This window comes from Salirhabdus sp. Marseille-P4669, assembly GCF_900240405.1.
Lineage (GTDB): Bacteria > Bacillota > Bacilli > Bacillales > Alkalibacillaceae > OEQK01.
The window spans coordinates 143,635-161,661 of record NZ_OEQK01000003.1; the positions used below are offsets into that span (position 1 = coordinate 143,635).

At 34.4% G+C, this 18,027-nt stretch carries 17 protein-coding genes and 1 pseudogene; 6 read left to right on the forward strand and 12 right to left on the reverse strand.

Features of this window, described 5'->3' with window-relative positions; genetic code table 11:
• The first annotated feature begins 9 nt into the window (after window positions 1–9).
• The gene (locus C1A05_RS07210) at window positions 10–1,188 is read left to right on the forward strand and encodes a S1C family serine protease (protein WP_102027530.1); all 1,179 of its coding nucleotides are present in this window, start codon (window positions 10–12) and stop codon (window positions 1,186–1,188) included.
• A gap of 56 nt (window positions 1,189–1,244) precedes the next feature.
• Here the strand turns inward: C1A05_RS07210 and C1A05_RS07215 are convergent, their stop codons facing one another.
• Window positions 1,245–1,784 (reverse strand): hypothetical protein, encoded by a 540-nt coding sequence (locus C1A05_RS07215; RefSeq protein WP_102027531.1) that lies wholly within the window; start codon window positions 1,782–1,784, stop codon window positions 1,245–1,247.
• Between the two features lie 138 nt (window positions 1,785–1,922).
• On the opposite strand from C1A05_RS07215, the gene C1A05_RS07220 reads away from it, so the two are divergent.
• Together C1A05_RS07220 and C1A05_RS18260 are read left to right on the forward strand one after the other, a co-directional pair.
• Entirely contained in the window at window positions 1,923–2,330 is a 408-nt protein-coding gene (locus C1A05_RS07220) for a FixH family protein (protein WP_159462018.1), read from the forward strand.
• Between the two features lie 154 nt (window positions 2,331–2,484).
• Window positions 2,485–2,562: pseudogene (locus tag C1A05_RS18260) on the forward strand (YjcZ family sporulation protein); the annotation flags it as partial.
• A gap of 73 nt (window positions 2,563–2,635) precedes the next feature.
• Here C1A05_RS18260 and C1A05_RS07230 read toward each other — a convergent pair.
• The 3 genes from C1A05_RS07230 to C1A05_RS07240 all read right to left on the reverse strand — a co-directional run bounded on the left by C1A05_RS07230 (window position 2,636) and on the right by C1A05_RS07240 (window position 6,555).
• The gene (locus C1A05_RS07230) at window positions 2,636–4,606 is read right to left on the reverse strand and encodes a GGDEF and EAL domain-containing protein (RefSeq protein WP_102027534.1); all 1,971 of its coding nucleotides are present in this window, start codon (window positions 4,604–4,606) and stop codon (window positions 2,636–2,638) included.
• Between the two features lie 74 nt (window positions 4,607–4,680).
• On the reverse strand, window positions 4,681–6,045 hold the full coding sequence (locus C1A05_RS07235) for a TrkH family potassium uptake protein (RefSeq protein ID WP_102027535.1): 1,365 nt from the start codon (window positions 6,043–6,045) through the stop codon (window positions 4,681–4,683).
• A gap of 93 nt (window positions 6,046–6,138) precedes the next feature.
• A complete protein-coding gene (locus tag C1A05_RS07240) occupies window positions 6,139–6,555 on the reverse strand; it encodes a YwpF family protein (RefSeq protein WP_102027536.1) in 417 nt (138 codons plus the stop codon).
• Between the two features lie 186 nt (window positions 6,556–6,741).
• Here C1A05_RS07240 and C1A05_RS07245 point away from each other — a divergent pair, with 186 nt between their 5' ends.
• Entirely contained in the window at window positions 6,742–7,317 is a 576-nt protein-coding gene (locus tag C1A05_RS07245; RefSeq protein ID WP_102027537.1) for an NAD(P)/FAD-dependent oxidoreductase, read from the forward strand.
• A 65-nt stretch (window positions 7,318–7,382) separates the two neighbouring features.
• Here C1A05_RS07245 and C1A05_RS07250 read toward each other — a convergent pair whose 3' ends face one another.
• The 7 genes from C1A05_RS07250 to C1A05_RS07280 form a co-directional block, all read right to left on the reverse strand.
• Window positions 7,383–7,958 (reverse strand): hypothetical protein, encoded by a 576-nt coding sequence (locus C1A05_RS07250; RefSeq protein WP_102027538.1) that lies wholly within the window; start codon window positions 7,956–7,958, stop codon window positions 7,383–7,385.
• 190 nt (window positions 7,959–8,148) lie between these two features.
• Window positions 8,149–8,349, reverse strand: coding sequence for a hypothetical protein (locus C1A05_RS07255; RefSeq protein WP_102027539.1), 201 nt, complete (start codon window positions 8,347–8,349; stop codon window positions 8,149–8,151).
• 178 nt (window positions 8,350–8,527) lie between these two features.
• The gene (locus tag C1A05_RS07260) at window positions 8,528–9,247 is read right to left on the reverse strand and encodes a YwaF family protein (RefSeq protein WP_234998447.1); all 720 of its coding nucleotides are present in this window, start codon (window positions 9,245–9,247) and stop codon (window positions 8,528–8,530) included.
• A gap of 75 nt (window positions 9,248–9,322) precedes the next feature.
• Complete coding sequence (locus tag C1A05_RS07265) at window positions 9,323–10,420, reverse strand: CapA family protein (RefSeq protein ID WP_102027540.1); 1,098 nt, start codon at window positions 10,418–10,420, stop codon at window positions 9,323–9,325.
• A gap of 152 nt (window positions 10,421–10,572) precedes the next feature.
• On the reverse strand, window positions 10,573–11,664 hold the full coding sequence (locus C1A05_RS07270; RefSeq protein WP_102027541.1) for an AI-2E family transporter: 1,092 nt from the start codon (window positions 11,662–11,664) through the stop codon (window positions 10,573–10,575).
• 194 nt (window positions 11,665–11,858) lie between these two features.
• Complete coding sequence (locus tag C1A05_RS07275; protein ID WP_102027542.1) at window positions 11,859–12,566, reverse strand: OmpA family protein; 708 nt, start codon at window positions 12,564–12,566, stop codon at window positions 11,859–11,861.
• A complete protein-coding gene (locus tag C1A05_RS07280; RefSeq protein ID WP_102027543.1) occupies window positions 12,566–14,359 on the reverse strand; it encodes a MotA/TolQ/ExbB proton channel family protein in 1,794 nt (597 codons plus the stop codon). Before C1A05_RS07280 ends, C1A05_RS07275 begins: the two co-directional genes overlap by 1 nt.
• Before the next feature lie 187 nt (window positions 14,360–14,546).
• Between C1A05_RS07280 and C1A05_RS07285 the strand changes: the two genes are divergently transcribed.
• Entirely contained in the window at window positions 14,547–15,770 is a 1,224-nt protein-coding gene (locus C1A05_RS07285; protein ID WP_234998394.1) for a SpoIID/LytB domain-containing protein, read from the forward strand.
• Window positions 15,771–16,036: 266 nt separating this feature from the next.
• Window positions 16,037–16,690, forward strand: a complete 654-nt coding sequence (locus tag C1A05_RS07290) for a glycerol-3-phosphate acyltransferase (RefSeq protein ID WP_102027545.1) — start codon at window positions 16,037–16,039, stop codon at window positions 16,688–16,690.
• Here the strand turns inward: C1A05_RS07290 and C1A05_RS07295 are convergent.
• Window positions 16,680–17,912 carry an MFS transporter gene (locus C1A05_RS07295; protein WP_102027546.1) on the reverse strand — a complete coding sequence of 411 codons (1,233 nt, stop codon included), beginning with the start codon at window positions 17,910–17,912 and terminating at the stop codon, window positions 16,680–16,682. The two genes, C1A05_RS07290 and C1A05_RS07295, sit on opposite strands and share 11 nt — an antisense overlap.
• Window positions 17,913–18,027: the final 115 nt, after the last annotated feature.

Consider the following 18,027-nt stretch of genomic DNA (forward strand, 5'->3'; position numbering starts at 1 on the left):
GAAATAGGCATGAAAAAACATATTATTTGGCCCATTTTAATTACTATTGTTATTGCTATTGTATCGATAACAGTACTGATTATATCTTATAACAATTGGAGTAAAGAGGAAGTAAAGGTTCAAAACGAATTAGCAACTCTAGTAAAAGCAGAAAGTGAAGAATCAGAAAAAGATTTAAAAACGATTATTCACGAATCACAAAAGACCGTTGTCCAAATCGAAGCAGAAAGTGGAAATGGACAAAGTATTGGTTCAGGCTTTATATATAACGATCTAGGTGATATTATGACCAATGCGCACGTCGTTCAAAATGCGGATTCCATTTACGTGAAGACCTCTGATGCGAAAACGTATCCAGCTGCATTAATCGGGATAAGCGAAGAACAAGATATTGCGGTTATCCGGGTGCCGCAATTAACCAATCGAACTACATTAGAAGTAGATCCTGATCTTGAGGTGGATATTGGAGATGAAATTCTTGCTGTAGGTAGCCCTCTAGGCTTTCAAAACACAGTAACTACTGGAATTATATCTGGTAAAAATCGAACATTCACCGTGGAAGGTGGGTTTGAATATAAAGATGCATATCAAATATCCGCCCCTATTACAAATGGAAACAGTGGTGGGCCGCTAATTCATTTAAAAACAGGAAAAATTATAGCGGTGAATTCTGCTGGTACAAAAGAAGGATCCATGGGGTTCAGCATTCCCATCGGAAAAGTATTAGATATGGCAAAAATGTGGTCAGACAAAACGGACAATTCGAACCTAAATTTTGATGGCACTACAAATACAACGGATGATTTAACAGAAGAACAATTAATCGAAAATGCCAATTATATTGTTCGTTATTTTTACGAGAATCTAAACATCCGAGACTATTTTAATGCGTACACATTGCTAGGTAGCTCCTTACAGGGACAGACCTCTTATCAAGATTTTAGAAGTCAATACGTTCACGTCGTAAACTTTACATTAAATAATACAAAGAGTGAAATGCTAAATCAAGATCAAGTTAAAATTACATTACAAACAGATAACCATACGCGTAATAGTGAACAAGATCAAATCATTGAACATTATCAGGTTTCCTATATAATCGGCTACGAAAATGATCAAGTTAAAATTTTAGAGAAATCTCAAGAATTATTATCGACAACAAACATTGAGCCACCAACTAAGGAATAATCGAAATAGAAGCCTACTCCTTTCGTATTTATTAAGGAGAGCTTCTATTTTTCATTTTAAACGACAATCTCACATTCGAGTTGCAATACTTTCTCTCTATTTTCCCAACCAACAAATATTTGAAGAATAAATCTCCCCCTATTTACTTCAGCTATCTCCACTGTTTCCAATGTATTTTTATCTCTGAAATACTCCATGACTACATGAGCCCCTGGGGATATTTCAATGGATTTGAGCTTTTGCTGATATGGCAACTGTCCAAAGTTATCCCCATATGTAGCTCTTACACCAATTTCCTCTTTTTCTTTTGACAAATTAATGATTTGTAATAAAGAATGAGAAGGATGGATATAAGTTGGTACAGCCATTGGCATAATTGCATAACCTTTCATAGATTTATAAATGATAAAAAGAACATCTTGATTTAACTTAGAGGGAAATTGAACTTGATCTAACAAGCGTTCCTCATTGTCTATAACTATCGATTTGACTTCAAATGGTTCTAATTTATCTTTATGAGTAAGCTGTATTGTGTCGCTTGTTGCATTAAAAACTTTTGTCTCATTATTCCTAGTAGAAAAGGCTAGTTTATACAAGTTGCTACCTCCTTATCTAATTCGTTTTGAACAATTTGTGAAACTCTCTTGATTTCAATTTCAAATTGTACGTTATTTTGGTATGATTTGATTTATTAGAGAATATAGGAAAGGATTGGACTTTAAGGAATGCTCAAAATGAAATGGATTGTATTATTAATAAGTATGTTACCCATTATATTCATATCTGCTTGTAGTAATGAAAATTCGAATTCCGATAATCAACAAGATGAGCAATTGCCCGAAATGGTAGAGGTCAACATTCAATTACCAGATAAGATTATAGCAAATGAAAATGTCAAATTATCCACACTTGTAATGCAAGGAGAAGAAAAAGTGGATGATGCCAGTGATGTTACATTGGAAATATGGAAGGAAGGCGTAAGTGAAGAGGACCATGAAAAGATTTTAGCAGAACCCGTTGGAAATGGCCTCTATTCCATCTCCTATACATTTGAATCCCCGGGTACGTATCACGTAATAAGCCATGTCAATGCGCGGGACATGCATGTTATGCCGAAAGAAACATTTGAAGTTACGGAATAAGTCCAGCAAATTCATAAAAATTGGGTGTTCGTCTATACATTCGTCTGTATCCTCCATATGATATTAGTGTAAGTTATACGGAGGTGAAGCAATTATGCATATGTACGGACACGGACACGATCACTGTCATTATGGATATGGATATGGAGGATTTGGGTTTGGTAACGGCTTTGCATTAATAGTCGTACTGTTTATTTTGCTCATTATCGTAGGTGCAGCATTCTATAATTAATTTTATCAAGGGTAATGAATTCTCCCCTGCAAACAAAGAAGACACTCAAGAAAAGCGTTGAGTGTCTTCTTTATTATCGGACAAAAAAGGATTCTGCTTCCTTTGGCGCAACTGGCTTGCTAAAGTAAAATCCTTGTATTTCATCACAGCTTTCATTCCTTAAAAATTCGAGCTGCTCTTTAGTCTCCACACCTTCTGCTATAACCTTCATATTTAAAGCATGGGATAAATGAATAATAGATTTCACAATCGCTTGATTTTGTTCTCGATCGCCTCTAATAAATAATTGATCAATTTTCAACTTACTTAACGGAAATTGACTTAAGTATTTCATAGATGAATAGCCTGTACCGAAATCATCAATTGCTACCTGCACACCTAGGTTTTGAAGACCACGTAGTGTTGCCAAAATAAATTCTTCATTTGCCATTGCCATGCTCTCTGTTATTTCAAGCTCCAAATAATCAGGCTTTAATCCGGTATCATGTAGTGTTTGTTCTACTTTTTCTACTAAATTTTTCTGTAAAAACTGCTTAACAGATAAATTAACACTTATTTTAGTAGGTTTATAGCCTCTATTCTGCCATTCTTTGTTTTGACGACATGCTTCCTGTAAGACCCAATCTCCGATTTCAATAATTAATCCTGTTTTTTCAGCTAGCGGGATGAACACACCAGGTGAAATATACCCTTTGCTCGGATGCTTCCACCTTAAGAGTGCCTCAAAACCAATTACTTCATCAGTATGAATGTTTACTTGAGGTTGATAATGCAATTCAAATTGCTTGTCTTGAATAGCACGTCTTAATTCATTTTCGATTGTGAGCATTTCTTTAAAGTTCTCCGAAATGGATGACTCAAACAATTGAAAATGATTCCGTTGCTTTTCTTTTATTACATACATTGCTGAATCAGCATGTTTAATTAATTCATTTGAATTAGTCCCATTTTCTGGATATAAACTGATACCAATGCTTACAGAAGTATAAATTTCAAATTCATTAACCTTTATAGGAGTAGTAAAGGCTGCAATTACCTTCTTGGCAAACTGCTTTGCATCCTCCTCATCTTGAATTCCTCTTTGTAATATTAAAAATTCATCCCCACTCATTCTCGCGATGAAATTGAATTCATTTAATAGACTTTTCAACCGATTGGCACAGGCCTTCAATAAGTTATCGCCAAATTGATAACCTAATGAATCATTAATTTGTTTGAAATAATCAATATCAACAAAGTGAACAGCTAGCTTGGATTGATTTTCTTTACACTCTTCTATCGCGTCCACTAATGTTTTATTAAAGTAATTACGGTTTGGTAAATCGGTCAATTCATCATAATAGGCCATAAATTCAATTTTCTTTTTATTTAATACACCTTCTGTAATATCTCGAATGATGGCAATTTGCAATGATTGATTTTCATTAGGGTATGCTTGCGAAAATACTTCAACATAAATCGTATCCCCGTCCTGCTTCGTCCCTGTTAATTGAAAGAAAGAATTACTTTGCTCCTCTCCTTTATTCGATTCAAGTTGTACACAAGAAGCAATATCAAAAATAGAGTGGATCGGCTGGTTTAGCAATTCCGCTCTTGGAAATCCCAGCATTTTTGCAAATGATGGATCACAATCAATGATTCGATTTCCATCATGTAATAGCATTCCTTCGTGAGACGCATGCATCATGTTACTCATGGAATACAACATACTTTCTCTTTCATCGTTCAATCGAATTGGATGTAAAACAAAACAAAAGTTACCATCTTCCATTTTCCAACTTTTTATGTCTACTAATGGACGTTGATTGGTTGGGAGCTCGTGTAACGTTTGATATTCTGATTTGCTAGAAATGAATTCAAAATCAACAAAAGGTACTATAGACTGTTTTGTAGTTTGATTATGCTCTAGATTTAATAATTGATAAGCGGACTTATTCCCGTATGTAATATAGCCGTTTGATTCTGTAATAATAACTGCATCCCGTAAATGTGTTAAAAACGATTTAGGTATGGGAAAGTTCTCCTTGTTCGTAACGATGTCCATTTCTGCTCCCCCTATTACGATTTATCCCTTTGTATATTTCAATTCCTGTATGGATGAATGATACAAATTCACGATTATCCGATAATGATTCTTTCTTTTGGATAGCGGTAACTTCCACTTTTCTTCTCATTTCTAAACGTAAATAAGAATGTTAAGATTCCAATTCGACCAATAAACATTAAAGTCATTAATACAAATTGACTTCCAGTTGATAATCCTGGTGTTATTCCCATTGATAGCCCAACAGTACCGAATGCTGAGCTTACTTCAAATAAAATAGATACAAGCGAAAATGGCTCCATTATGGAAATGATGATGACAGACACAAAACATAATATGAGCGCCATTAAGGTTACAGCAACTGCTTTTGATAAATCCTCATCATGTACCTCTCTTCTAAAGATGGTTACATTTTTTCTACCTCTAGCAAAATGAATAATAAACAATACAACCAACACAAATGTTGTCGTACGTATTCCTCCACCAACACTACTTGGTGAAGCGCCTATAAACATAAGTGATGATAAAAACAGCTGGGATTGTTCCGTTAACAAGCTGACATCCATTGTGGATAAGCCACCACTTCTTGTTGTTGTCGACTGAAACAAACTGTAAAAAATGACTTCATGCCACGATTTATCTGCAAAGAAATGATTCCATTCCAATAAGATAAGAATGAAAAACCCGAAAACAATTAATGCAATATATGTTAATGAAGTGATTTTGGTAAATAAACTAAACTTTAAAAATTTCCGATCTTCCTTGGATGACATGAGATAGTCTTTCACTTCAATTAAAACTGGAAAACCAATGGAACCTAGAACAATTAAAATGATATGGATAAACTGCACAAAATAATCATCTTTAAAAGGTAATAACGATTGACCAGTTATATCAAAGCCTGTATTTGTCGTAGCACTTACAGAAGCGAAAAAGCCTTGAAAATACGCCTCTTGCCATGTCGGAAAGTAGCTTAAGTAATACGTACCTAGTACTAAAAAACCGATAAACTCAATTAATAAAATGAGCTTCAGGATCCCTTTCATCAATCGGACCATGCCTTGAAAGGTTGATTGGTTTTGGTCCGTCATAATTAATCGACGTTCCTTAAAGCCAATTTTCTTGCCAAGAATAATCCATATGAACGTCCCTAATGTCATTACACCAAGACCACCGAATTGGAAAACAAACGCTAGCGAAAATAATCCTAGATTATTAAAAGAATCTACAAGCGTTATAGTAGATAGCCCTGTCACACTTACGGCACTAACAGAAGTAAACAAAAGCTCCATAAAGGATAAAGATACACCATCCTTATGAGCAATTGGCATACTCAATAATAATACCGAAACGGTCACAGCAACCAAATAAAATAGGACAATAAGTTGTACTGGTGAACGTTTACTTATCCATTGTGAAACTCGATTTTGATCTTCCATAATACTTTCTCCTCTAAGTAGTCAAATTCCTTCCTTGAATGACAATTTTATCGAAAATTATACGTTTTTTCGACAATATTTTAAAATATCTTTCTATATTTTGTTATATTTTTTAAACTGTTCTAGTAATTCCGCCCCTTGGTATCCCTCTTCAATAAGCTCTTGCAGCATTTCCTCTACTTTCTCTCTTTTCCGATTGATGATTGTCCCCAAAAAGAGAACATTTATATTGCCACCAATTTTATTGACATTTTTCACCTTTACCATAAACGTAGCTGGCGTATTGGTAGGTTTCGTAATCTTAACTTGAAGTACTTTTTCCCGCTTTTCCTTTTTTAAGGTATCAAAAAAGTCTTTATAACGATTATGAGTATATGCTTCTATTAACCACTGGTTTTGCTCATCTTCTCGATTAATGATCAGACCATCAATAAGTTCAATATCCTTCGTTGTTAATACGTCCTCTACTTTTTCTAAAACACTTAGCGAAACTAATTTAAATGTCTTCATCCGTACCCCTCCACGAATCATAATACCCTTATTATAAGGGTTTACCAATACATTGCAAAAAAACTTTAATATTCTTTACATTATCATGAAAGGTTTGAGTAGAATAAGAGTTGGCTATATTATACATAATAGAAATTTACATGGCTTCTAAAGTAGGAATAATGAATGGGATAAGGAGTGTCCGACATGAAGGTTTATGATATTGCCATTATTGGTGCGGGTCCAGCTGGAACAAGCGCTGCCATTTTTGCTGCTAAAGCTGGTAAGAAAACATTACTTATTGATCATGGAAAAAGTATTACCAAAAAAGCTTGGATAAAAAATCATTACGGAATAAAGGAAATTGAAGGTCCAGATTTAATTGAAGCTGGTTTACAACAAGCGAAGGCATTGGGTGCAGAATTTAAAACGGATGAAGTTGAAAATATCGAGAAAAAAGGAGACCACTACCTCATACACATGGGGAAACATGAATTCGAAGCAAAGTATGTCCTTCTCGCAACTGGATTATCTGTTGATCTTGCAGAAAAACTGGGTCTAAAAATTATCGATGCAAAAGAACCAAGAATAGCACGCAATATAAAAGTAGACCATGATGGTCGAACAAATCTAAAAAATGTATGGGCCGCTGGAACTGTTGCTGGAGAAAGTGTACACACGATTATTACAGCGGGGCATGGAGCAAAAGTAGCAATAAACATAATAAGTGAAATAAACGGAGATCGCTATGTCGATCACGATATTTTACAAAATAAAGACTAACAAATAAACCTGTCCAAATAAGTTGGACAGGTTTATTCGCTATACGAAAGATAAAATAAGACCATTTAAATTTGAACAACACTGTGAATTGGCATTGTTTCTTTTTTTGGTAAGGATTCCACGTAATTTTGTAGTGGTCCTTCAAAAATTTTGTTCAAGTTCTTGGATTTACGACATTCATCTGGCGTAATGAGTCCTGTCGGTTTATTCCAAACATGAACCCCAGCCATTTTCAAAACTGTTGCTACAAACTGTGAACAGAAAAAAGCATTGCTTCGATCAAGTGGCTTTCCAAAAGGCACTGTCGCAATTCCTAAAAAGTTATATCGATAATGCTTGGCGTTGTTTCGAAAATGACGAATAACCCTATTGATCTTTTCTTTTTGTCTATCCGTCACTTTTAAAGAATACAATTCGCATGTTGTGTCTGGAAATCTTGCATATATACCCCCATGAACACATTCTTTAACAAAGCCTGCTCTCATTGGATTATATGGAGTTCTACGGCCAAAGCTATATAACTCAGTTAATTCTTTGTCTAGTGAAATCGAAACATGATTATATGGCGCTTTCGTATATAAACCAATTGTTTGAGAAAAAAAAGAGCCTGTTTTCGTTAGTAAAATGTATACCTCAGCCAATTTTTTGTCTCCTCTCCCCTATAAACAACTGCAACTTTACTATCTATATTTCTCTTATTCTTATTTTAAGCGTAACCGCAGTTAATTTTTGCTTTATAAAAATGAGTATAAATTTACGTATAAAGAAAATATACCTTATTTTAATGCCATATTCTACTAATAATTGAAATTTTTTTGACATTTAGGTAGCCTAGCCTACTTTTTTAGTCTTATTTGTAGCATAACTAAGGTCTTTTGCTTTGGATCTACGAATTTCAATCAACAACAGGATAAGGTACGTTAGTAGCGCTGAAATCACAAAAAAATCAGGATGAAAATCTCCATCTGTAAAAATACCGCCACCAAAACCAAAAAACAATCCAACAATAAGGCCAAAAAGTAATATTTTCACTTTTATATCCTCCAATTTTATATATCGGTTATATATTAAAAGATTAATAGTTAATTTTTGCTAGTATATCAGAAAAGCTGTAAAAATCATTGCATTTTTACATAAACTTTTTAAAATGTTTACAATCCAATCTTATCTCAATTATAACAGTACCTTTTATTCTAACATTTATTTACTATTATGAGAAACTCCTATTTTTATGATTAATGATAATAAATGGTAAATATAAAAGAAAAAAGACGAACAGTGCAACAAATTCCAATACAAGGATATACCATGGATAAGCTGGCAAGAAATCAAGTATACTTGCTTGTTCAGGTTTATGCGCGAGAAACATATAATTTGCTCCAAGCGCTTTATTTATCCAAAAAACAATAAACGCAATCACATTCAATACGAGCATCGACTTCCATACAGAATGGATTGTTACGCTCTTCCTTTCTAACAACACCATATAAAGGGATGAAAAAATAATTGCTATATGCGCGATGAAAAATTGAAAATATCGAAAGTGTGGAAAATCATAAAACAATTCTGGTGTAGCTATGGCCTGTATGGCACCACCAATACCAATAAAATACAATACTTCAAATAGCTGTTGAGAACGAAAAATGAGCATAATGACACTAAGCCATAAGGTAATTGTACATAATTGAAGAGGTAATGTTTCGGTTATCTCCCAATTTCCTGTCTGTATATACCAGAAATTTAAACTTATTTCACTTACAAGGAGTATGAGGATTAGAAGGATACGAATGACGTTTTTTCTTTTGTCTCTTTGAAGGTGTTTTCGAAAAAAGATGAAGAAAAGAAATAGGATAGTAAGAATAAATAAAATAACTAAATGAGAGATGGAAAATAGCATAAATGAATTTGCAACGTTCCATAAATTTATCATTTCATTCAAGATCATCACGCCTTTAATTACGACATTTATTTCATCATATCTGATTTTGTGCTATTCGTATACCCCTTATGAATTGGATTGGATTATTCCTTCTTCTATGCTTACTCCATACGATAATTGCTCTAAGTATTCGAAAACCTCTTGATCATCCTCCCCCTCTAACGGATGAATTTGATTTGTTCTGATGACAAAGGGATTGAATTGCATCGAAATGTCTCCATCTATTGTAAGGGTTAGTAAGCCAGTTTGAGCCGTTTTACCTTTCACATAATCGGGAAACAAAAAATTCCCTAAAGAATAGGCGATTGGCTTGCCATTATAATATTCAAAGCCTTGTAATACGTGCGGATGGGAACCGACAATGGCATCAGCACCTCTATCGATCATGTCGTATGCAAATTGACGCTGCCAGTTTTCTGGACGATTATTTTTTTCGACTCCCCAATGGATATAAATGATGACATAATCCGCATCCTTTCCTTCCCTATCAATCGCATCTAATACACGTTCCTGTTGGTAAGCACTAGCAATAACGGGACCTTCATTTTCATACCATCTTACAGCAGGCAAAAATCGAGAGAAACCTAAAATTGAGATTTTTTTACCGTTTATTTCTATCCTCTGTGCACGATAGGCTTCTTGTTTATTTCTACCTGCTCCAAAATATTTTATTTCATAGGAATTTAAGTGCTCGATTGTATCGAGTAATCCACCGACTTGATAATCTAGGGCATGATTATTTGCCAGAGACACCATATCGAAACCTGCGTTCTTTATTCCTTCCAGTGCTATTGGATCCGATTTAAAGTTATACAATTGCACAGGATCCTTTTCAGCTCGCTTTGTAACTGCAGTTTCTAAATTCAGGATAGCATAATCTGCTCTTGATACTTCGTCCTTTACATATTCGAATGGATAGTCTGGTCCAAACTGGTGAATCGCTTTTCTAACCGACCAATCAAATAACGTATCACCAGCAAATACGATGGAAATAGGCTCTTGTTCTTGTAAAGCTTGTTTAGTCTTTAACTGGATTCCTGCGTCTACATTTTGATGAGCCGCATACGTATGATAGGTTTCATGACCTTTTGTTATGGATAAGCATAGCCCTATTAAAGTACCACTAACAAAAAACATCATAATAACAATGAAAAGCTTCTTCATTCCATCTCCCTCTTTCTCGTTTAGTAGATTTATATGCGAGAAAGAGGGTAAAAAGACTTATGTATGCTAGCCTATCACATTTCCACTATATTTCTTTTAAAACAAAGAAAAAAAGGACCTTAAAAAGGCCCTCTAACGTTTGAATATTTACATTATTTATCTTTCACTTCTTTACGAATAGAGAAGAGTTGATAACTATGTTTAACAAACACTTTTCCAACAGCATATGTAGGAATAATTAAAATCATCCCTAATAATCCAGCTAAGTTCCCCCCTACTAGGATAAGCAAAATAATAGTAAGTGGATGAATATTTAAGGCACGCCCCATTACAGTTGGCGAAATTAAATTACTCTCTGCCTGCTGTGCAATGAGCATGATAATACTTACATAAATAATCATAATTGGATCTTGAAACAACGCTACGATAATAGCAGGGATAACTGCTAAAAATGGTCCAATAAAGGGAATAACATTTGTAACCATTCCAAATAGTGCTAGTAGTAATGAATAATCTAAACCTATAATTAAATATCCTATTAGTAGTACGACACCAATAAACGAGCTAACAATAAGCTGCCCCTGAATATAGCTACCAATTGCTTTATCCATATCACTAAGAACTGCTTTAATTTCGTTTGTTTTGGACTTAGGGAAAAACTTTGTTACGTTCGGCGCAAATTTATCGCGATCACTTAACATGTAAAATAATATAAAAGGAACAATGGCAAGTGATACGATAAAGCCTACTAAGCCTCCGATAAAGGATCCGATAAAGGAACCAATCATAGAGCTTGCGGAAAGGATATTATCCTGTAGCCATTTCCCAGCGTAGTCTACCCCTTCTTTTACGAAATCAGGTATAGCCTGTTGGTTTGACTCCCAATATGCAATTCCTTGTTTAATGACTTTAATCATTTCTGGAACATTTTCAACCAAATTAACAAACTGTCTTTGGATAATAGGTCCGATTAACATAATAAAGCCTATGAAAAGACCAATAAACATTAAATACAATAATAAAATACCTAATTTTCTCGGTACTTTCACTTTTTCTAGTAAACTAATGATTGGTCGAAACAAGTAAAATAGAACACCCGCCAGTAAAAAGGGAGTAAATAGCGTTTGAGCAAATATCACTAAGGGAGTAAAAATAAACTGTACTTCATTCATTAAATATATAATTAATAATACTAGAGCGATTCCGATTAAAGTACGAAACCATTTCGTCTTCGTTAAACTCATATCATCCCTACCAATCTTCTGTTAGAATTTCATACTATTATTTCCAATTTTCACAACTTTTATTTTTAATTACTATATTATCAATCATTTTACCAGAATCAAGCAATTTTATTAATTATAATAATCATTTATTAAAATAAAATTTCAAGACAAAAATAGCCTGTGGAATCACAGGCTATTTTCCTTCTGGCTTTTTAATTTATTTCGCTTAAAATTTTATCCATTTCATCCGACATTGCGAGACGGAACTTTAACTCGACCCTTCGTGATTTATTCATATCCTCTTGGCCTTCTACTAGGACTGGAGTGCTTTCCGATTTTCCGATTGCAGAAACTTTTTCACGTAAAATCTCTTTGTTTGGGAAGTCCCCAAATTCATCACTTAATATATAACTTACAATGCTAAAGGCTCTATCCTGGGATAGCTCTAAGTTGTACATATAAGAACCATCAGAATCTGTATGTCCTTCAATTAAAATCGATTCGATCGCCCCTCGATTTTCTTCACTTAAAAGAACAGAGCTGTATACCGGGATAATTTGCTTTAACTGTGCCTTAAATTCTTCTTTTAATTCTGCTTTATCGTAATCAAATAGTAGGTCACTGTCGAACTTGATAGCACCTGATTCTGGATCTACCTCTACTTGAACCCCTTGCTCTTGAAATGCACGAGATAAATCTTGAATCACACCTTGTTCATATCCTACTAAAGCATCGATCATTTCTTGTTGCTCCTGAATTTCTGCTTCCTTACCTTCCAGCTCTTGCTGCTTACTAAACATTAGAGTAATTAAGATGAGTAAGATGACTAATAAAATGGTAGTAAGAATATCAGTAAAGGCTGGCCAAAAATTCCCTTCCTTTGTATTTGTTTTATATATTCGATCGTATTTTGAATTCATCACTCACTATACTCCCTTTGTGGTCTAGTTCGTATCGATTGCATTTTTTGGTCCCATTGGTTGATTTGACCCCGCAAATTATCCACGGTGTTAATGACATCACGATTGAGAGAGTTGTTGGAGTTTACATTATTTTGTACAAATTGGTTGACGGCTTGAAATTGGCGCTCCAGAGCTTGATTTGTACTAGAAACATACTGCTCAAACTGATTAATACTATTGGATAAATTTTTACCTAATATCGAGTCTAAATTGCGAAATGCTTCATTCAAATGATTTGTAAATTCATATACCACTTGTTTTAACTGTTTTGCTTGTTCACCATTGGATTGTTTTATGGAATCCTGTACTTCTCTCGATAACTCATAGGACGCTTGCATTAGTTCCCGATTGGATCGTTCCGCCTGTTCAAACACATATTTTATTTCATCGAATTGTCTTCTAATTCCTTCGTTATGTGATGCGAATTTATTTATTTCATCACGTACACGAGATAATTCCTCTTTTTGACCCCGATAAAAATTAACAAACTCATTCCGTTCTTTATCAAGTCGATCATTTTGGTCTTGTAATCTTAAAAAGTGGCTCTCTAACAGCATCACATTATCTGTAAACTTCTGCGTAACTGTTAGCAATTGATCAAAAGTTCGATCTGTTAGAACTTCTCTTATGGCATCGGATGCTTTCGTAATATTTAGCATATATTCTTGGTTTTTACGCTCTATCTGTGATACAGATTCTACAATCCGCTCAAGCTGTCTATTATTATTGGAATAGAACGAGGACATATTCGAAAAGGATTCCTTTAGTTTCTCATTTGATTCTTTATTCTCTTTCGTTAGCTGCTCCACATGTTTACTTGTACCTTCTACAAAGCTGGAAACATCGCCAGTTAACTGACGAATTCCATTATCTATTGAAGAAAGTGCATGTTCTTGTTTTTGCACTTCCCCTACCAAATGATCAAAGTGGCCATTTAATTGATCCATACGATTATTAAAGTTCTCACCTACTGTTTCCATATTATCAAAGGTACGATGCAGTAGGGTTGCACTTTCTGCAAACTTTTCATTATATGCATTCATATTTTCACTGGCATGCTCCATTGTGTCTGAGAAATGGTCGAGTTCCTTTAAGCTACTATGCATGTCTTCAATAGCTGTTTGCACTCTTGTTAAGGAATCAACCATACGACTCTCCCACGTATGCTTTGCATAGGCCTGCAAAAGGTTTTCTGCACGTAAGGTTAGCTGAAGCATTAAATGCTTAGCATCCCAACTTCTATGAACATAATTAATAAGTAAGGAGGAAACGATACCGAATACACTCGTGAGAAAGGCTGTATATATACCATCCAATACATTTTGAATCGAATTTTGAAATGCATTTCCGTTTATATCTAAGCCGTACAATGCACTAATAAGACCGACAAAAGTACCTAATACCCCAATTAAAATTACGGTCGAACCAGTCGATTGTATACGATTAATGCTTGATAGCAGGCTTGTGGAATTGTGCTTTAAGGAATAATTGGTCATATAGGATTCTACAAATGCTTGCACATCAATATGGTTGTTTTCATTCTGGTTTTCCAAATCATATTTCTGTTTTAAATCCTTCCAAAACGGACTACTCTCTAACGATTGGTAAGATAAATCAAGATCCTTTTTTAACTGATTATGAATCGCTATATTTTGCATGATTACGCGAATCGTTACAATTAATAACAAGATAAACGTTGCAACAATAATGAAATTGGAAATACCATTACTTGCTGGTAAAAAGTCAAACATCGTCTCACCCTTTATTATTTGTCATAGCCATGTCCTGCTTTCTACAACAATATTAATGGTTGTCTAATTTTAGAACCTCTATCCTATAATTTCCTTACCTAAAAAAGGCAGCATAACTTCCTCTATTCTATTTCAACCTAAGGGTATGAAAAACATAATGATACTTCTCTTTTTCCTAGTTGCATGTATGTCATCTGTTATACATGCTGAAGAACCCGATGAAAAGATGATAACAGTCAAATTGAAGAATTATTTAAAGGACACGGATGAACTCCAACTACAAATAAAGGGTAGCTATCAAACGTTAAGTCCAACTTTTTCGTTGAAAGAAGGGGTGAACTATACTTTATTTGTAAAAAAGGGAAAGCTATATATATCGGATGCAAAGGAAGTTTTTAAACTACACGGAGACTTTATCTTAATTCCATCCGCTATTGATGAGGAGCATTTAATTTATATAAATGATCAGCCCTATATGGGAGCGATGACTTTTACAGTTGAAGACAAACACCATATTAGGCCCTATAATCAACTGCCATTAGAAGATTATTTAAAGGGAGTAGTTCCGAATGAAGTATTTCCGTCCTGGCATCTAAATGCATTGAAAGCCCAAACCTTGGCTGCCCGAACATATGCGTATATCCATTCAAATAGCAAAGCAGAAATGGATGATACGATACGGTTTCAAGTTTATGGTGGTTATACACCTTACGAAAATACAAACAAGGCAGTAGAGGAAACAGAGGGTGAAATTATAACGTATCGCAATAAGCCAATTAATGCTTTTTATTCAGCAAGTAATGGAGGAATTACAGAATCTAACACTAATGTATGGGGTGGACAAGATAAGCCTTACTTCCCCATCAAAGAAGATCCTTATGATCCAGAGCAGCCATGGAAAATCGAATTAAACAAAGTACAAATTTCCAAGAGTCAACTAATTTATGGTGCTCCTTTTCATTGGTTAACAGTCACGGAAAAAAACGATGACATTGCGAACTCCATTCGTCAGTATTTAACAAACCAAGGATACATTTCCGCCCAAATTGTATCAATTGATGAATTTGAAATTAATAAGGAGCAAACGGAAGGCAAGCGAAAAGTAACGGGCTCCATTGCTGTAACATTTATCCATCGTTCTTTTGGCGATATGATTTTTTTTGATCAGATTTCTTTAAAAGATGAACCATTAAAAAAAATACGTCCAATGATTGGTGGTACCCAATTTAAAAGTTACTTAATCGAATCGGTACAAGAAGAAAAAGATAGGTATATTATTAAAGGAAAAGGCTATGGTCATGGAGTTGGTATGAGTCAATGGGGAGCAAGTGAAATGGCGAATGCCGGGAAGGATTACAAAGAGATTATTGCGTTTTATTATCCATCTACAGAGATTACAAAGATTTATTAATAATAATCAATTTTCCACAAGTCGAAAACGGAAGCCTATTTTCCATTTTCGGCTTATTTTTCTAGTTTCTTTAGGTGAAAAACTAGTATAATATCCATTATTTTTTACTTCTCTCTCTTTGTTAGAGCACGTCCCCTTTCTAAAAATTAATAAACAAAACAGAAAAAGTATTTTATTAAAAAAATGTTGAAAATGTACCTAAATCCATTAAAGTAATAATAGGCAGTAATTTTTTATCGATTACGTATAAAAGTAAGGAGGTTACAATGACATATATTATCATAAGCCTCATCATTGGCTATTTACTCGGATGTATTCATCCATCCTATTTTATTAGTAAATGGAAGAAGATAAATATTAAAGAGCATGGTAGTAAAAATGCGGGTGCATCGAATATAACGGTTGTGCTCGGCTGGAAATATGGAATCATTGTAGCGCTTATCGATATTATAAAACCTGTATTATCCATATTGTTAATATGGTTATTGTTTCAACATTCCGTCGAAGCAAACGATTTACAGTTCCTTTATTATGTAAGTGGTGGGGCTGTCATAGTTGGACATATTTTTCCTTTTTTTATGAAGTTTAATGGTGGTAAAGGTACCGCCTCGTTAATTGGACTTTTCCTAGTAATAAATTGGAAAATTGCTTTAATTACGCTGATCTTATTTGTTGTTTTAACTATTGTTACAAACTACATCGTTATTGGTGCACTCGCATTGAATGCATCCTTTCTTATTTTTACGTGGTATCCACAATTTGATATCGCGAAGGTGAGTATTGCCGGACTTCTTGTTCTTATATTTTTACTAAAGCATAAAGAGAACTTCATCCGTATTGTTAAGGGAACAGAAACAGGATTACGCTCAACGATGAAGAAGAAAAATAGCGATTACAATTCAAAAGGGACTACGATATAGTCCCTTTTTTTAATGGTGATTTATTCGCATTTACTGCATCTGGCTTAATAAAGAAAAAGGATAACAAAACAGAAATCAAACACAAACCGGAAAGTACGAAAAACAAATAAGAAGCGTAGCCTTTCATCATCATCGCAGTGATTGGAGGGCCTGCTGCAACACCTACAAATCGCATGCTACTGTATAAGGATGTTATCGTTCCGCGAACATCCTTTTCAACTCCTTCTGTAATAAGAGAATCAAGACAAGGCAACGACACACCAATACCTAGCCCTGTTAAGGACAAAAGTAGAATTAATAGAAAGATGGTCATCTCTTCTTTCACAAAAAATAACGAAACCATAGCAATGCTATTTCCAATCAAAATCAGCCACTTCATTAATACTTTATGCTCCCCTACTTTCTTCCCTGTTAAATAAGATGCCGAACATAAAATAAGTAAAGGGATTGCCAGGACAAATCCTTTGTAAATACCTTTAATATCGTATTTATCCTCTAATACTTCAGACAAGAAAAATAAAAATCCAAATAGAATATACATAATTAATCCACCAATGATAAAAATGGCAATTAACCATTTTCCGTTCGTTTGAAACACTTTTTTAATCGTTTGTAAAAATTGCTTAAATGATGTTTCTTGTTTATCTTTTTTCTGTGGTGGTTTCACTAAAAAAACAATTAAAATCGTTGCAATAAGAGACAGAACTGGAACTGCAAAAAATGGAGCATACCATATGATGAAAGCAAAAACAGATCCTAATATAGGACTTAAAACCTTACCGAACGTATTGGACGTTTCAATAATCCCTAAACCGTGTGTCACTTCCTCTTCATCTTTAAACATATCTCCTACGGTAGGTATGACGACAGGAAAAGCTCCTGATGCTCCTACTCCCTGTAAAAAGCGCCCAAGTAAAATAATCATATATGGATTCTCCATTAGCCAGGCAGCAGCGGCAGCAACACCCCCACCTATTGCTGTAATAATTAAACTTGGAATGATTACTTTTTTTCTACCAAACTTGTCTGATAGATAACCTGCTAAGGGAATTAAGGGTATTGCCACTACAGAGTAAACTGTAATGATCATACTTGACTGAAAAGGACTTATATCAATTTTATCTTCAATAACGGGTAAAACAGGGATAAACATAGAATTCGCCAATGTCATTAAAAGAGGGATAGAAGCTAAAGCAAATAAAGCCCATTTCTGCTTTCCCATTTCTACACTCCTAACCTAAATTTACAATACCTACCCTATCAGTTTCCGTAAGTAAAGGAATTTTATGCGCATAAAAAAATACCATAGCCTGTGGTTAGCAAGCTATGGTAATAAG